Annotated in this window: 11 protein-coding genes; 5 read left to right on the plus strand and 6 right to left on the minus strand. The window is 65.0% G+C overall.

Annotated features, from left to right (window positions below; genetic code table 11):
• Positions 1–137 precede the first annotated feature (137 nt).
• Positions 138–968: a helix-turn-helix domain-containing protein gene (locus ACVWZM_RS20755; RefSeq protein ID WP_057021202.1), complete on the plus strand. Its 831-nt coding sequence runs from the start codon at positions 138–140 to the stop codon at positions 966–968.
• A 152-nt stretch (positions 969–1,120) separates the two neighbouring features.
• Here ACVWZM_RS20755 and ACVWZM_RS20760 read toward each other — a convergent pair whose 3' ends face one another.
• Complete coding sequence (locus ACVWZM_RS20760) at positions 1,121–2,344, minus strand: ABC transporter substrate-binding protein (protein WP_456782885.1); 1,224 nt, start codon at positions 2,342–2,344, stop codon at positions 1,121–1,123.
• Between the two features lie 215 nt (positions 2,345–2,559).
• On the opposite strand from ACVWZM_RS20760, the gene ACVWZM_RS20765 reads away from it, so the two are divergent.
• The 4 genes from ACVWZM_RS20765 (at position 2,560) to ACVWZM_RS20780 (ending at position 8,740) form a co-directional block, all read left to right on the plus strand.
• Positions 2,560–3,426 carry a BKACE family enzyme gene (locus tag ACVWZM_RS20765; protein ID WP_057021261.1) on the plus strand — a complete coding sequence of 289 codons (867 nt, stop codon included), beginning with the start codon at positions 2,560–2,562 and terminating at the stop codon, positions 3,424–3,426.
• Between the two features lie 111 nt (positions 3,427–3,537).
• Positions 3,538–5,136 carry an AMP-binding protein gene (locus tag ACVWZM_RS20770; protein WP_456854517.1) on the plus strand — a complete coding sequence of 533 codons (1,599 nt, stop codon included), beginning with the start codon at positions 3,538–3,540 and terminating at the stop codon, positions 5,134–5,136.
• Positions 5,136–6,764, plus strand: coding sequence for an acyl-CoA carboxylase subunit beta (locus tag ACVWZM_RS20775; RefSeq protein WP_229191119.1), 1,629 nt, complete (start codon positions 5,136–5,138; stop codon positions 6,762–6,764). The genes ACVWZM_RS20770 and ACVWZM_RS20775 overlap by 1 nt, the downstream gene beginning before the upstream one ends.
• Positions 6,761–8,740, plus strand: a complete 1,980-nt coding sequence (locus tag ACVWZM_RS20780) for an acetyl/propionyl/methylcrotonyl-CoA carboxylase subunit alpha (protein ID WP_456854519.1) — start codon at positions 6,761–6,763, stop codon at positions 8,738–8,740. The genes ACVWZM_RS20775 and ACVWZM_RS20780 overlap by 4 nt, the downstream gene beginning before the upstream one ends.
• Positions 8,741–8,869: 129 nt before the next feature.
• Here ACVWZM_RS20780 and ACVWZM_RS20785 read toward each other — a convergent pair whose 3' ends face one another.
• From ACVWZM_RS20785 to ACVWZM_RS20805, 5 genes are all read right to left on the minus strand, one after another.
• Entirely contained in the window at positions 8,870–9,865 is a 996-nt protein-coding gene (locus tag ACVWZM_RS20785) for an ABC transporter ATP-binding protein (protein ID WP_253588609.1), read from the minus strand.
• Positions 9,862–10,875 carry an ABC transporter ATP-binding protein gene (locus ACVWZM_RS20790; protein WP_076834870.1) on the minus strand — a complete coding sequence of 338 codons (1,014 nt, stop codon included), beginning with the start codon at positions 10,873–10,875 and terminating at the stop codon, positions 9,862–9,864. The genes ACVWZM_RS20785 and ACVWZM_RS20790 overlap by 4 nt, the downstream gene beginning before the upstream one ends.
• On the minus strand, positions 10,875–11,768 hold the full coding sequence (locus ACVWZM_RS20795) for an ABC transporter permease (protein ID WP_016848340.1): 894 nt from the start codon (positions 11,766–11,768) through the stop codon (positions 10,875–10,877). Before ACVWZM_RS20795 ends, ACVWZM_RS20790 begins: the two co-directional genes overlap by 1 nt.
• 217 nt (positions 11,769–11,985) lie before the next feature.
• Entirely contained in the window at positions 11,986–12,933 is a 948-nt protein-coding gene (locus tag ACVWZM_RS20800; RefSeq protein WP_456854520.1) for an ABC transporter permease, read from the minus strand.
• 91 nt (positions 12,934–13,024) lie between these two features.
• Positions 13,025–14,620, minus strand: a complete 1,596-nt coding sequence (locus ACVWZM_RS20805; protein WP_057021209.1) for an ABC transporter substrate-binding protein — start codon at positions 14,618–14,620, stop codon at positions 13,025–13,027.
• Positions 14,621–15,027 lie beyond the last annotated feature (407 nt).

Consider the following 15,027-nt stretch of genomic DNA (forward strand, 5'->3'; position numbering starts at 1 on the left):
CGGAATCTCGAGATTCCGGGTTCGATGCTGTCGCATCGCCCCGGAATGACGACGTTTCGTTGCAGTGACAGCGTGCGAATTTGCGTTATGGTAGCTCCGCCGCAGCGGCCCAAAGAGCCGCGCGAGGAGGAACCGCCATGGACGCGATCGTGGACGCGAAGTGCCAGAGCTCCAGCCAGCAATCCGGTCACCGGATGCTGATCACGCCGGAACGGGTGTTCTATGCCGGGCTGCTCGGCCGCCCGCGCGAGCGCTGTCCCGGTGCATTCCATGTCTATGTCGCGATCCGCGACGGCTTGCATCTGTCGACCAGCGAAGGCCGCGAGTCGCATGGCGAACTCGCGGTGACGATGCCGAACCTGCGCCACACCATCACCAGCGAATATCGCTCGGCGATCTGCGTCGCGATCGAACCGGAAAGCGTGCCCGACGGCACGCTCGAAGCCGTCGCCCGCCGTCTGCAAGGATCGGACTCCCATCTGTTCGCCAATCGCATTCGCAACGCCTATGCGACGCTCGCCGAGATGCAGCATCGCGACGCGATCGCGAATGCCGAGTTCGACACCATGTGCTTCGGCGACGCGCTGCCGCAGCGCGTGCTCGATCCGCGTGTCGTGCGCGCGATCGGCCGCATCGGGCAATTCTCCGGCGAGCCGGTGACCGCGGCCGGCTGCGCCGCCGAGGCCGGGCTATCGCCCTCGCGCTTCCTGCATCTGTTCAAGGAGGAGACCGGGATCTCGTTCCGCTCCTTCCGCGCCTGGAAGCGCGCGCGGCATCTGCTGCACTTCGCCAACCAGGACATCAACCTCGCGCATCTCGCGCAGGATATCGGCTATCCCGATAGCACGCATTTCAGCCACTCGATCCGTCGCTTCTATGGCTTGAAGCCGCGCGCGATCTTCTCCGGCTCGCGGGACCTTGCGATCTACCGCACCGGGCAAACCGCGAGCGAGCGCGCGCTGACGTAACCTCCGCTGTCGTCCTGGCGAACGCCAGGCGAACGCCGGGACCCATACCGCGTGATTATCCGTGATTCGGGATGGCAGACGCGCTGTTAAATAATGAGCAGCGGTGGTTATGGGTCCCGCCTTCGCCGGGACGACATTGGGGTTGTTCTCCGCTACAAATTCGCGCCCTGGATCACCTCCCCGAACCGCAGCCAGCCCGGACCTTCGATCCGTTGCAGCTGAAGCTGCTGCAGCGGGTGATGATTGGTCGGGCTGGTGTTGACGCGGATGCCGGGCAACAGCGTCGGCACCTCGATGTCCTTCAGGTTGTTGGCCTGCGCCATGATGTTGTCGCGCGTGAAATTGCCCTTGCACTGCTCGAGCACGATCTTCAGCACCTGCGCCACCGTGTAGGCGTAGAGGTTGTAGCCTTCCTTCGGATTGCCGTCGGGGAAGTACTTCTCCATGAAGGCGAGGAAGTTCTTCACGCCGGGATCATTGGCCCAGGCCGGGTCGGCGACGTCCTTGACATAGGCCGATGAGATCGTGCCCTGCGACTTGTCGAGGCCGACAGGCGCGATGGTCGAGGAGATCGAGGCGGCGCCGCTGGCGATGAAGTGCATCGGCTTCCAGCCGAGCTCATAGATCTTGCGGATCGACTGCGCGCAGAACTTTGCCGTGGTGCCGGAGATCAGCACATCTGGGTTGGCGCCGCGCAGCGCAACGATCTGGGAATCGATCGTGGGATCGGTGACCTCGTGCGAGGCCACCACGGCTGCGGTCGCGAACCGTTCGCCGAGCACGTCCTTGGCCCCGGCGACGAAATCCTTGCCGAGATCGTCGTTCTGGTAGAGCACCGCGAATTTTGCGTTCTTGTTCTGGCTCAGTGCATACTTGACGAACACCTGCGCCTCGGTACGCGCGCTCGGCGCAAAGCCCATGGTCCAGGGATAGGTCTTGTAGTCGCCCCATTTGTCGCCATTCACCGACAGGAACAGGTGCGGCACCTTGGCGGCGTTGATGTATTTGACGACCGACGAGTTCGGCGCGGTACCGAGCATGTTGAACAGGAAGGCGACATTGTCGCTTTCGATCAGGCGGCGCACCTGCTCGACCGTCTTCGCCGGGTTGAACGCATCGTCATAGTAGATGTACTTGATCTGCCGGCCGGCGATGCCGCCCTGCTCGTTCAGCATCTTGAAATAGGCTTCCTGGCAGCGCGCCTGCACGCCGAGCGCGGATACCGGGCCGCTCAGGGAGGTGGTGCTGCCGATCCTGATCTCGGTCGCGGTGACGCCTGGCGTGTCGTCGGCCAGCGAAGGCTTAAGACCCGCGACCGCGGCAAGTCCCGCGCCTGCCGCGCCGGTGAGCCATGTGCGCCGGTTGATCGAGACCATGACGTTCTCCCCGTGATGCCGGCTTGTTGCGCCGCTTCTGCCTTAGAACCAAGGTTAGGCATGACGCTTGTGCCGCGTCTTGTGTTAACCGGCTGGCGACGGATTGTGCCGTGAGCGCATCCACTTAGCCAGTCAACGCAAGATGGCGCGAAGGCAAAGTTCTCATCATGGCGAAATCAGCAGCGCATGTGCGCTGCAAAGCGGACAAGAGACCCATGAGCGACAAGGCCGTCATCACCTGCGCGCTGAACGGCGTGCTTACCGACCCGAAGCAGCACAACGTTCCGGTGACGCCCGAACAGATGGCGCGCGAGGCCAAGGCCGCGTTCAACGCCGGCGCCAGCATCATGCACATCCATCTGCGGCAGCAGGAGCCGAACAAGGGCCACCTGCCGTCGTGGGATGTCGGCGTCAGCAAGGAGATCCAGCAGGCGATCCGCGAGGCCTGCCCCGGCGTGATCATCAACCACACCACCGGCACCTCTGGCCCGAACTACCAGGGCGCGCTCGATTGCGTGCGCGAGACGCGGCCCGAGATCGCCGCCTGCAATGCCGGCTCGCTGAATTATCTGAAGGTGAAGGCCGACAACACCTGGGCCTGGCCGCCCATGATGTTCGATAACGCGGTCGAGAAGGTGCAGGACTATCTCGACGTGATGAAGGCGGCCGGCACCATTCCCGAATTCGAGTGCTTCGATGTCGGCATCGTGCGTTGCGTTGGCATGTACCGGCAGACCGGGATGTATTCCGGTCCGCTCGAATACAATTTCGTGATGGGCGTCGCCTCGGGCATGCCGGCCGATCCGGAGCTGTTGCCGATCCTCCTGAAGCTGAAGGCGCCGGAGGCGCATTGGCAGGTCACCGCGATCGGCCGCGCCGAGATCTGGCCGCTGCACCAGCGCGCCGCCGACCTCGGCGGCCATCTGCGCAGCGGGCTCGAGGATACGTTCTATCTCGGCGACGGCACCAAGGTGACGTCGAACGGGCAGCTCGTCGAAGGTCTCGCCGCCTGCGCGCGCCGCGCCGGCCGCGAGATCGCGAGCCCGGCCGAGGCGCGGCAGATTTTTGGAACGCGACACTGACCGTCATTCCGGGGCACGCGAAGCGTGAACCCGGAATCTCGCGCCACACCTCTGGATTCCGGGTCTGCGCTTCGCGCATCCCGGAATGACGGAGCCCGGGAGGAGAAACGCATGCACAATCTCGCAGCAACCGGCGGCGTCACCGGGCCGGGTCGTATCGGCCGGGTCGCGATCGGCGACCTGTTGAAGCGCGCCGCGCGGCGGTTTCCGGATCGCATCGCGCTGACCGACGGCAGCAGGCAGGTCACCTTCACCGAACTCGAGCGCGACGCCAATCGCTTCGCCAATCATCTGGTGCAGCGCGGGCTGAAGCCGGGCGAGAAGATTTCGACCATCTGCAACAACTCTGTCGAATTCGTCAAAGCGCTGTTTGGCATTCACCGCGCCGGGCTGGTCTGGGTGCCCATCAACACCATGCTCGGACCGGCTGATATGGACTACATCCTCGGCCATGCCGAGGTGCGTTTCGCCATCATCGATGACGCCCTTCATGCCCAGGCCGACCGCCGCGCCGCGCTGGAAGCGCGCGGCATGGAGATGATCGCGATCGATCTGACCGGCAATGCCGGCAAGACCGGATTGCAGGAGTTCAACGGTCTGTTGGAGGGACAGTCCGATATCGAGCCTGACATCGAGATCAACGACCGCGACCTCGCGATGATCATCTATACGTCAGGTACGACCTCGCGGCCGAAGGGCGCGATGCATTGTCACCTCGCCGTTGTCATGGCCGTGATGAGCAATTGTATCGAGATGCAGCTCTCGCGCGATGACGGGATCACCGGACAGTTTCCGCTGTTCCACTGCGCCGGCCACGTGTTGCTGCTCAGCTATCTCTCGGTCGGCGGCCGCATGGCGCTGATGCGCGGCTTCGATCCGGTCGCGTGCATGGATGCGATCGTGCGCGACAAGCTCACCGTGTTCGTCGGCCTGTCGTTGATGTATCAGGCGATCCTCGACCATCCGCGCCGGCGCGACTACGACCTGTCAGGCCTGCGCTGCTGCATCTACACCATGGCGCCGATGGGCAAGCCGCTGCTCGAGCGCGCCATGGCCGATCTCTGTCCGAACTTCGTGCTATCCAGCGGCCAGACCGAGATGTATCCGGCGACGACGATGTCCCGCCCGGAGGTGCAGCTCGACCGTTTCGGCAATTACTGGGGCGAATCGCTGATCGTCAATGAGACCGCGATCATGGACGACAACGGCAATCTGCTGCCGCGCGGCGAGATCGGCGAGCTGGTGCATCGCGGACCCAATGTGATGATGGGCTACCACAAGGACCCCAAATCGACCGAGGAGGCGCGCAAGTTCGGCTGGCACCATACCGGCGATCTTGCTTTGATCGACGGCAACGGCGAGGTGCTGTTCCTCGACCGCAAGAAGGATATGATCAAGTCGGGCGGCGAGAACGTTGCCTCCGTCAAGATTGAGGAGACGTTGCTGGCGCATCCCGCCGTGCAGAACGCCGCCGTGGTCGGCCTGCCGCATCCGCAATGGGGCGAGGCGGTCTCCGCCTTCGTCAAGCTGAAGCCCGGCGCGGTGGCCGACGAGGCCGGCATCGAGGCGCATTGCAGAAAGCATCTCGGTGGCTTCCAGGTGCCGAAGCTGGTGCGTATCCTCGAGGAGATGCCGATGACCGCGACCGGCAAGCTACGCAAGGTCGAGCTGCGGCAGCAATACAGTGGGCATTTTGTGGAGCGCGCCTAGTGGCCATCATCGAGAACACGATTTCCACCGGCAGCGCCGCCTTCCAGGGCAATCGCGACGGCATGCTGGCGCTGATCGCCCGGATGCGCGCCCTGGAGGAGCGGACGCGCGCAGCCTCCGCCGCGGCAAAGGACCGCTTCCACAAGCGCGGCCAGCTATTGCCACGCGAGCGCGTCGCGCTGGTGCTCGATCCCGGTTCGCCCTTCCTCGAACTGTCGACGCTCGCCGGTTACATGTTCGACGTAGCGGATGCGGACAAGAGCGTGCCCGGCGGCGGACTGGTCGCGGGCATCGGCTTCGTCTCCGGCATCCGCTGCATGGTCAGCGCCAATGATGCCGGCATCGACGCGGGCGCATTGCAGCCTTACGGCCTCGACAAGACGCTGCGGGTGCAGGAGCTCGCGCTGGAGAACAAGCTGCCCTATGTGCAGCTGGTCGAGAGCGCCGGCGCCAACCTGCTGCGCTACCGTGTCGAGGACTTCGTCCGTGGCGGCAACATCTTCCGCAACCTGGCGCGGCTGTCGGCGGCAGGGCTTCCCGTCGTTACGGTCACCCACGGCTCCTCGACCGCGGGCGGCGCCTACCAGACCGGTCTCTCCGACTACATCGTGATGGTGCGCGGCCGCACCCGCGCGTTCCTTGCCGGGCCGCCTCTGCTCAAGGCGGCCACCGGCGAGATCGCGACCGAGGAGGAGCTCGGCGGCGCCGAGATGCACACCCAGATCTCCGGTCTCGGCGATTATCTCGCCGAGGACGACCGCGATGCGCTCCGCATCGCGCGCGAGCTCATGGCCAAGCTGCCTTGGGATCGTTCTTGGGATCGGCCGGCCGCCGAACCGGCCGCGTTCAAGCCGCCACGTTATGACGCCGAGGAACTGCTCGGCATCATGCCGATGGATCACAAGCGCCCCGTCGACATGCGCCAGGCGATTGCGCGCTTCATCGACGATTCCGACTTCACCGAGTTCGGCGCCAATTACGGCCCGGCGACGGTCTGCGGCCACGCGCGCATCGAGGGGCAGGCGATCGGCATCATCACCAATAATGGCCCGCTCGACGTGCCCGGCGCCAACAAGGCGACGCATTTCATCCAGGCCTGCTGCCAGTCGCGCACACCGATCCTCTACATGAACAACACCACCGGCTACATGGTGGGCCGGGCCTATGAAGAGGCCGGCATGATCAAGCACGGCTCCAAGATGATCCAGGCGGTGACCTCGGCGACGGTGCCGCAGATCACGCTGTATTGCGGCGCCTCGTTCGGCGCCGGCAATTACGGCATGTGCGGCCGCGGCTTCCATCCGCGCTTCTGCTTCTCCTGGCCCAACGCCAAGACCGCCGTGATGGGCGGCGAGCAGGCCGCCGAAACCATGGCGATCGTGACTGAGGCCGCCGCCGCGCGGCGCGGCAAGCCGATCGAGAAGGAGAAGCTGGACGCGATGAAGGCGCAGATCACCGGGGTGTTCGACAGCCAGATGGACGTGTTCTCGACCAGCGCCCGGGTGCTCGACGACGGAGTGATCGATCCGCGCGACACGCGGACGGTGCTTGCCGAGGTGCTTACGATCTGCCGCGAGGCCGAGGCCCGCAGCCCGCAGCGCATGCAGTTCTCGGTGGCGCGGCCATGAGCGGGGCAATCGTGAAGCGGACGCCGTTCTTCAAGATCCTGATCGCCAACCGCGGCGAGATCGCGCTGCGCATCATGCGATCGGCACGGCGGCTCGGCCATGGCGTCGTCGCGGTCTATTCGGACGCCGACCGTGACGCGCTGCATGTGCGCGAGGCCGACCAGGCGGTGCGGATCGGCGAGGCGCTGCCGGCGCAATCCTATCTGAAGATCGACGCGATCATCGCCGCGGCCAAGGCGAGCGGCGCCGGCGCGGTGCATCCCGGTTATGGCTTCCTCGCCGAGAACGAGGATTTTGCGCATGCCTGCCGCGATGCGGGTCTGGTGTTCATCGGTCCGTCGCCGGAAGCGATCCTTGCGATGGGCAACAAGGCCGGCGCCAAGGAGATCATGCAGCGGGCCGGCGTGCCCTGCGTGCCCGGCTATCAGGGCGCCGACCAGAGCGATGCCGTGATGCTGGCGGAAGCCAGGGCCATTGGTTTTCCGGTCATGATCAAGGCGGTCGCCGGCGGCGGCGGCCGCGGCATGCGGCTTGTCGCCGATGCGGCGGCATTTCCCGACGCGCTGCGCAGCGCGCGATCGGAGGCGCAGGGTGCGTTCGGCGATCCGACCGTCATTCTGGAGCGCGCGATCGTCAATCCCCGCCACATCGAGATCCAGGTGTTCGGCGACCGCCATGGTAACGCCATCCATCTCGGCGAGCGCGATTGCTCGGTGCAGCGGCGACACCAGAAGCTGGTCGAGGAGGCGCCGTCGCCGGCGGTGACGTCGGAGCTGCGCGCGCGGATGGGCGCGGTCGCGGTGCAGGCGGTCAAGGCGATCGGCTACGAGGGCGCCGGCACGCTGGAATTTTTGCTCGATCGCGCCGGCAATTTCTACTTCATGGAGATGAACACGCGGCTGCAGGTCGAGCATCCCGTCACTGAGGCGATCACCGGGCTCGATCTGGTCGAATTGCAGCTGCGCGTCGCCAGTGGCGCGCCGCTCGGCTTGACCCAGGAGGACGTCAAGTTCTCCGGCCATGCCATCGAGGTGCGGCTCTGCTCGGAGGATGCTGCGCACGATTTCATGCCGCAATCCGGCACGATGGCGCGGTGGCAGATGCCCGACGGTATCCGCGTCGAGCACGCGCTGCAGTCCGGCTCGGAGATTCCGCCGTTCTATGATTCGATGATCGCCAAGGTTATCAGCCATGGCACGACCCGCGAGGAGGCGCGCGGCAAGCTGATCTGTGCCCTGGAGCAGGTCACGGCCTTCGGCGTCACGACCAACCAGGGCTTCCTGATCGACTGCCTGCGCTACCCTGTCTTTGCCAGGGGCGAGGCGACCACGGCCTTCATCGGCGACAACCGCGATGCGCTGCTGGCGCCGGGGCCCGATCGCGGCAGCGATCTCGCGCTTGCGGCGCTGCTGCTCTACGTCACCAATCCGCACGCACCGCCATGGCAGCGCGGGCGGTCGCTCGCAGCGACATTCCCGCTCGGCCTGCGGATCGATCTCGGCCGCGGCGTGCAGGAGATCGAGATTGTCCGCGAGCGCGACGGCAGCTACATCGCGACCCGCAACGGCGATCGCTTCAGCTTCGTGATCGACGAGCTCAGCCGGGACAGCATCCGCTTCCACCACGATGGGGTGATGGAGCATGCCCAATTCCTGCGCGATGGCGACCGGCTCTATATCCTGCATCGCGGCGTCACGCTGCCGGTGCGCGATCTCGCCCTCGCGCCGCCGGAGAGCGCGACGGCGGCCGGCGGTGACGGCAAGGTCCGCGCCGCCATGAACGGCCGGGTCGTCGCGGTGCTGGTGAAGCCGGGCGACAAGGTCGCGGCCGGCCAGCCGGTGATGACGCTGGAAGCGATGAAGATGGAGCACGTCCACACCGCCGGCGTCGCGGGCACGGTATCGTCGATCGATGTCGCCGAGGGCGAGCAGGTGACGACGGGGAAGATCGTGGTGGAGATCGAGGCCGCCACATAACCGCCGTCGTCCCGGCGCAGGCCGGGACCCATAACCACCGCTGTATGTTGTTGGAGCAAGCTGTGGCCCCAGTTTGGCAAATCAACGGGCATTCGGGGTAATGGGTCCCGGCCTTCGCCGGGACGACATTTATGAGGCCGCTTGCCCGGTCCCGTCATTCAGCCAGCAGGCGATCTGATGCGCCGGGCCGGCCGCCTGCAGCGCCGGGCGTTCGCTTTTGCAGCGATCCATCGCGTAACGGCAGCGGGTGTGGAAGGCGCAGCCTGAGGGCGGGTTGATCGGGCTCGGCACGTCGCCGTCGATCAGCGGTGCGGTTCGCTTGGCCTTGGGATCGGCAATCGGCACCGAGGCGAGCAGCGCCTGGGTGTAGGGATGGCGCGGATTGGCGAACAGCTCGTGCTTGTCGGCGATCTCGACAATGCGACCGAGATACATCACCGCGACGCGGTGGCTGATATGGGCGACGACCGCCAGATCGTGCGCGATGAACAGATATGAGAAGTTCTGCTTGCGCTGCAGGTCGATCAACAGATTGATCACCTGCGCCTGGATCGAGACGTCGAGCGCGGAGACCGGCTCGTCGCAGACGATCAGCCGCGGCCCGAGCGACAGCGCACGCGCGATGCAGATGCGCTGGCGCTGGCCGCCGGAGAACTGGTGCGGAAAATTCTTCATCTGGTCGGGCCGCAGGCCGACCTGCTGGAACAGTTCCGCGACGCGCTCTTGCTTCTTCGCGCCGGTCGCGAGGCCATGCACAATGAGGGGCTCGCCGACGATGTCGCCGGCCGTCATGCGCGGGTTGAGCGAGGCGAACGGATCCTGGAACACGATCTGCATCGAGCGCCGGTACGGCCGCAGCGCCGTCTTGCTGAGCGGCGCGATGTCCTCGCCATCCAGCTTGATGGCGCCGCTGGTCGGCTCGACCAGCCGCAGCACGGTGCGCGCCACCGTTGACTTGCCGCAGCCGGATTCGCCGACCAGCCCGAGCGTCTCGCCGGCGCCGAGCGCGAAGCTGACGCCGTCGACCGCATGCACGGTGCCGACCTGCCGGCGCAGCACACCGCCGCGCACCGCGTAGTGCTTGACGAGGTCGGTCACCTCGAGGAGCGGGCGCTGTTCGGTCATGACGCCTCCGCCATCTCGCCGGCGCGCCAGCACGCGGCCCAGTGATTGCTCTTGATCTCGTCGAGCGGCGGATATTCCTGACGGCAGCGGTCGACCGCCAGCTTGCAGCGCGGCGCGAAGGCGCAGCCGGGCGGCAGCTTGGTCAGCGACGGCACCATGCCGGGGATTTCGGTCAGCCGCGCATCGGTCTTCGCGCCGAGCGCGATCACCGCCGGCATCGAGGCCATCAGTCCGCGGGTGTAGGGGTGCAGCGGCGTCTCGAACAAAGCTTCGACCGTCGCCTCCTCGACCTTCTTGCCGGCATACATCACGATCACGCGCTGCGCGGTTTGCGCGACGACGCCGAGGTCGTGGGTGATCAGGATCAGCCCGGTGCCGAGCCGCTTTTGCAGATCGACGATCAGCGCCAGGATCTGCGCCTGGATGGTGACGTCGAGCGCCGTGGTCGGTTCGTCCGCGATCAGGAGCGCCGGCCGGCACGCCAGCGCCATCGCAATCATCGCGCGCTGGCGCATGCCGCCGGACAGCTGATGCGGATATTCCTGCGCGCGGCGCTCCGGCTCCGGAATCCGCACCAGCCGCAGCATGTCGACCGCCTGCTTCCAGGCCTCCTTGCTGCTGACCTTCTGGTGCAGCCGCACCGCCTCAATGATCTGGTCGCCGATCCGCATCACCGGATTGAGCGAGGTCATCGGCTCCTGGAAGATCATCGAGATGCGGTTGCCCCTGATGTCGCGCATCGCGGCATCGTCGAGCTTCAGCAGATCGGTGCCCTCGAGCGTCACCGAGCCGCCGACGATGCGGCCGGGCGGATCGGGCACCAGCCGCATGATCGACAGCGCGCTGACGCTCTTGCCGCAGCCGGACTCGCCGACGATCGCCAGCGTCTCGCCGCGGCGGACCGAGAACGAGACGTCGTCGACCGCGCGGAACAGGCCGGAGTTGGTGAAGAACACCGTTTGCAGGTTCTTCACGTCGAGAATCGTATCGAGCGTCTTGGCCTCGCTCATCAGCCGCGCTGCCTCGGATCGAGAATGTCGCGCAACGCGTCGCCGAACAGATTGGTGCCGAACACCGCAAGGCTGATCGCAATGCCGGGGAAGATCACCAGCCATGGCGCGGTGCGGACATATTCGGCGGCGGATTCGGACAGCATGCGACCCCAGGACGGATAAGGCTCGGGGATGCCGAGGCCAAGGAACGACAGCGACGCTTCGGTCAGGATGGTTGAGCCGAGCTGCGCGGTGGCGAGCACGATCAGCGGCGCGATGGTGTTGGGCAGCACGTGGCGCAGCGCAATCCGCATCTCGCTCATGCCGATCGATTTGGCGGCCTCGACGAACGGCTGCTCGCGCAGCGCCAGCGTGTTGGCGCGGATCACGCGCGCGACCGTCGGGATCAGGGGAATTGCGATCGCCAGGATCACGTTCGGCAGCGAGGGACCGAGCGCCGCGGTCATGACGAGTGCGAGTACCAAGAGCGGCAGCGATTGCAGGATGTCGGTCACCCGCTGGAACACGAGGTCGACCCAGCCGGAGAGATAGCCAGAGGCGAGGCCGACGATCACGCCGAGCGTGGCGCCGAGCGTCGTCGAGCCGATGCCGACCGCAAGCGAGATCCGCGCACCATGGATGATGCGGCTCCAGACGTCACGGCCGAAGGAGTCGGTGCCGAACCAGTGCAGCGCGGACGGCGCAGCCAGCCGGTGCGCGGAATCGACGCTGAGCGGATCGTAGCGGCTGATGACGTTAGCGAAGATCGCGGTCAGCACGAACAGCAGCATGATGACGAGGCCGACCGTGCCGAGCACGTGGCGCTGCGCGAGGAACGCAAACCGTCCCCAGCCACCGGTGGCATTGGCCCCGGCACGTCGCAATTCGCTGTCGAAATTGATCGTCGCCACGTGTCAGCTTCTTCGCCTGATGATTGCAGAACGGTCTTCTCCCTCTCCCCGCTTGCGGGGAGAGGGTTGGGGTGAGGGGGGCTCTCCGCAAGCGCGGTGGGCGTTGGATTCGCGGTGAGCCCCCCTCACCCGGATCGCATCTGCGATGCGATCCGACCTCTCCCCGCAAGCGGGGCGAGGTAAGAGTTGGACTCGGCCTTCGACCAATCCTGTCATGTCACTCTCCAAACCGGATACGTGGGTCGATTGCCGCATAAAGCATGTCGACGATGAAGTTCACCACCACCACGACGACGGCGATGAACATCACGAGGTTCTGCACGATCGGGTAGTCGCGCCAGCGCAGCGCCTCGACCAGGAAGCGGGCGATGCCAGGGATGTTGAACACGGTCTCGGTGACAATCAGGCCGCCGATCAGGAACGCGGCCTCGATGCCGATCACGGTGATGACCGGCAGCACCGCGTTCTTCAGCGCGTGGTGATAGTTCACGGAGGCCTCGGAGGCGCCCTTGGCGCGCGCGGTGCGGATATAGTCCTGGCGCAGGATCTCCAGCATCGAGGAGCGGGTGATGCGCATGGTGAGTGCCGCGCTGCGGAAGCCCACCGCCATCGCCGGCACCGCATAGATGGTCAGCGACTCGAGCCAGGTTTTCGGGTTCGGATTGAAGATCGGCATGGTGCCGAACAGCGAGACCGAGGCCATCAAGACCAAGAGGCCGAGCCAGAAAGACGGCAGCGACAGGCCGCTGAGGCTGACGACGCGCAGCGCATAATCGAGCCGTGAGCCCTGGTGGACGGCGCTGATGACACCGAGCGGAATACCGATCGAGGCGGAGAACAATAGCGCCAACCCGGCGAGCCGCGCCGTGATCGGAATCCGCGGCAGGATTTCCTCCAGCGCCGGCTTTTCCGAAACGTAGGAATAGCCGAGATCGCCGTGCAGCAGGCCGCCGATCCAGTGCAGATACTGGATCACGATCGGCTGGCTCAACCCGAGCTCGCGCTCGAGATTGGCCTTGTCGGCGGGGTCGACGAAGCCCGCGGCGTCGAACAGGATGTCGACGATGTTGCCGGGAACGACGCGCAGCAGCACGAAGATGATGACCGAGATCCCGAACAGGGTCACCAGCATCAGGAACAGCCGCCGCACGATATAGGCAAACACCCTGGCTCTCTCCTTGATCCCGCCTGTGTCTTGTCTTCCGACGCGCTTTCTTTGCGCGAACCGGTATCCACTTCGCCCGAAAACGCTACGCCTACTTGTCCAGCCAGACGTCTTCGTAACGATAGCCGTTATAGGAGCTGTTGGACATGATCGTGACATTCTTCACGTAAGGCTGCCAGCAAGTGCCGGTGCGGGCATGGAAGATGATCGGACGCGCGACGTCTTCCTGCAGCTTCTTGTCGATCTCCCAGACCAGCTTCTTGCGCTTGTCGACGTTGGTCTCTTCCGACTGCTGGTCGAACAGCTTCTCGATCTCCTTGTTGCAGTAGTTGGTGTAGTTCCGCTCCGAGCCGCAGGCGTAGTTCTCGTAGAACGACTGGTCGGGCTCGTCGACGGCATTGCCGGTGAGGTTGAGACCGAGCGAATAGTCCTTGCGGGCGATCTTCGGGAACCATTGCGCGGTGTCGACGACGTCGAGCTCGGCGTCGATGTAGATGCTCTTGATCTGGTCGATCAGGATGATCGCGGGATCGCGATAGACCGCGATGTTGCGGGTCGAGACCTTGATCTGCAGGTGCTTGTCCGGGCCATAGCCCGCCTTCTGCATCAGCTTGCGGGCTTCCTCGCGGTTCTTCTCGATGTCGGGACCGTAGCCGGGGATCTGCTCCAGCATGTCCTTCGGCATCGCCCACAGCCCGTCCGGCGCCGGCTCCATGGTACCGCCGATGTCGCCCTGGCCTTCGAACATGATCTGGATGAACGCCTTGCGGTCGAGCGCCAGCGCCAGCGCGCGGCGGATGTCGAGATTGTCGAACGGCGGCGCGGTCGAATTGATGATGATGTTGGTGGAGACGTTGTTCGGTTCCACCATGCAGACCGCATTGGCCGCCTGCGACTTGACGTCCTTGAGCAGCGGGATCGAGACCTCGGTCGGGAACGTCATGTCGAACTTGCCGGAGACGAAGCCGAGGATTGCGGTCGAGCGGTTCGGGATGATGGTGAACTCGATACCGTCAAGATAAGGCAGGCCCTTCTTGAAGTAATCCGGGTTCTTGGTGAGCTTGATCGATTCGTTGGCCTTGAACTCGACGAACTTGAACGGGCCGGTGCCGACCGGCTTGGTGCGCATCTCGGCCGGCGACACATGGCAGGGATAGACCGGCGAGTAGCCCGAGGCGAGCAGCGACAGCAGCGCCGGCTGCGGCCGCTTCAGCTTGAACGACGCCTCATGGTCGCCGTTGGTCGTGACCTCTTCGACTTGCTCGTACCAGGACTTGCGCGGGTTCTGCCGGAACTTCTGCTGCGACTTGCCCATCAGCATGTCGAAGGTGCATTTGACGTCGGCGGCGGTGAACGGCTTGCCGTCGTGCCATTTCACGTCCTTGCGCAGCTTGAAGGTCAGCGTCTTGTTGTCGCCGCTCCAGGCCCAGCTTTCCGCAAGCTCGGGCCGGATCGTGCTGGTGCTGTTCTGGGCGATGTGCTGGTCGAAGATGACGAGATTGTTGAAGATCGGCATGAACGGAACGTTCAGCGAATAGGTCGCGCCCTCGTGGATCGAGGCGCTGCCGGGGCTGTCGCGGTGATAGATCCTGAAGATGCCGCCCGGTTTCGGCTCGGCTGCGCGTGAAACGTCGCTGATGATCAGCACAGACAACACCGCGACGGCCAGCGCTTGCACGCTCCGCATGGTCCCCTCCCACATTTCGGTCTCAATGGCCGATTGGCATCGACGATACCACGGTGAGGCTGTCGGGCAACCAGCGAGGATCGCGCGGGGATTGGCAATTCGGATGACCCCACAACATTAAAATTTCCACGGATCGGGAATAATGGCTGTGATTGCGGGGAACCTGGGTCGTTTTGCTATGCAGCGGCGAAACTCCGTTTGAATTCGGTTGCCGATGCCGATGTGTGCGGCGTGAAGCGGGCTGCAATCAGCGACAGTATGTCGCCGATGTAAGCCGCGCACTGCACACGCTCTCCGTCATCCTGAGGAGCGCGAAGCGCGTCTCCAAGGATCGACGGCCCAGCTGGTGGCCGTGCATCCTTCGAGGCTCGCTCCGCTCGCACCTCAGGATGACGGGGAAACATTCG

This window comes from Bradyrhizobium sp. USDA 4501, from assembly GCF_054062115.1.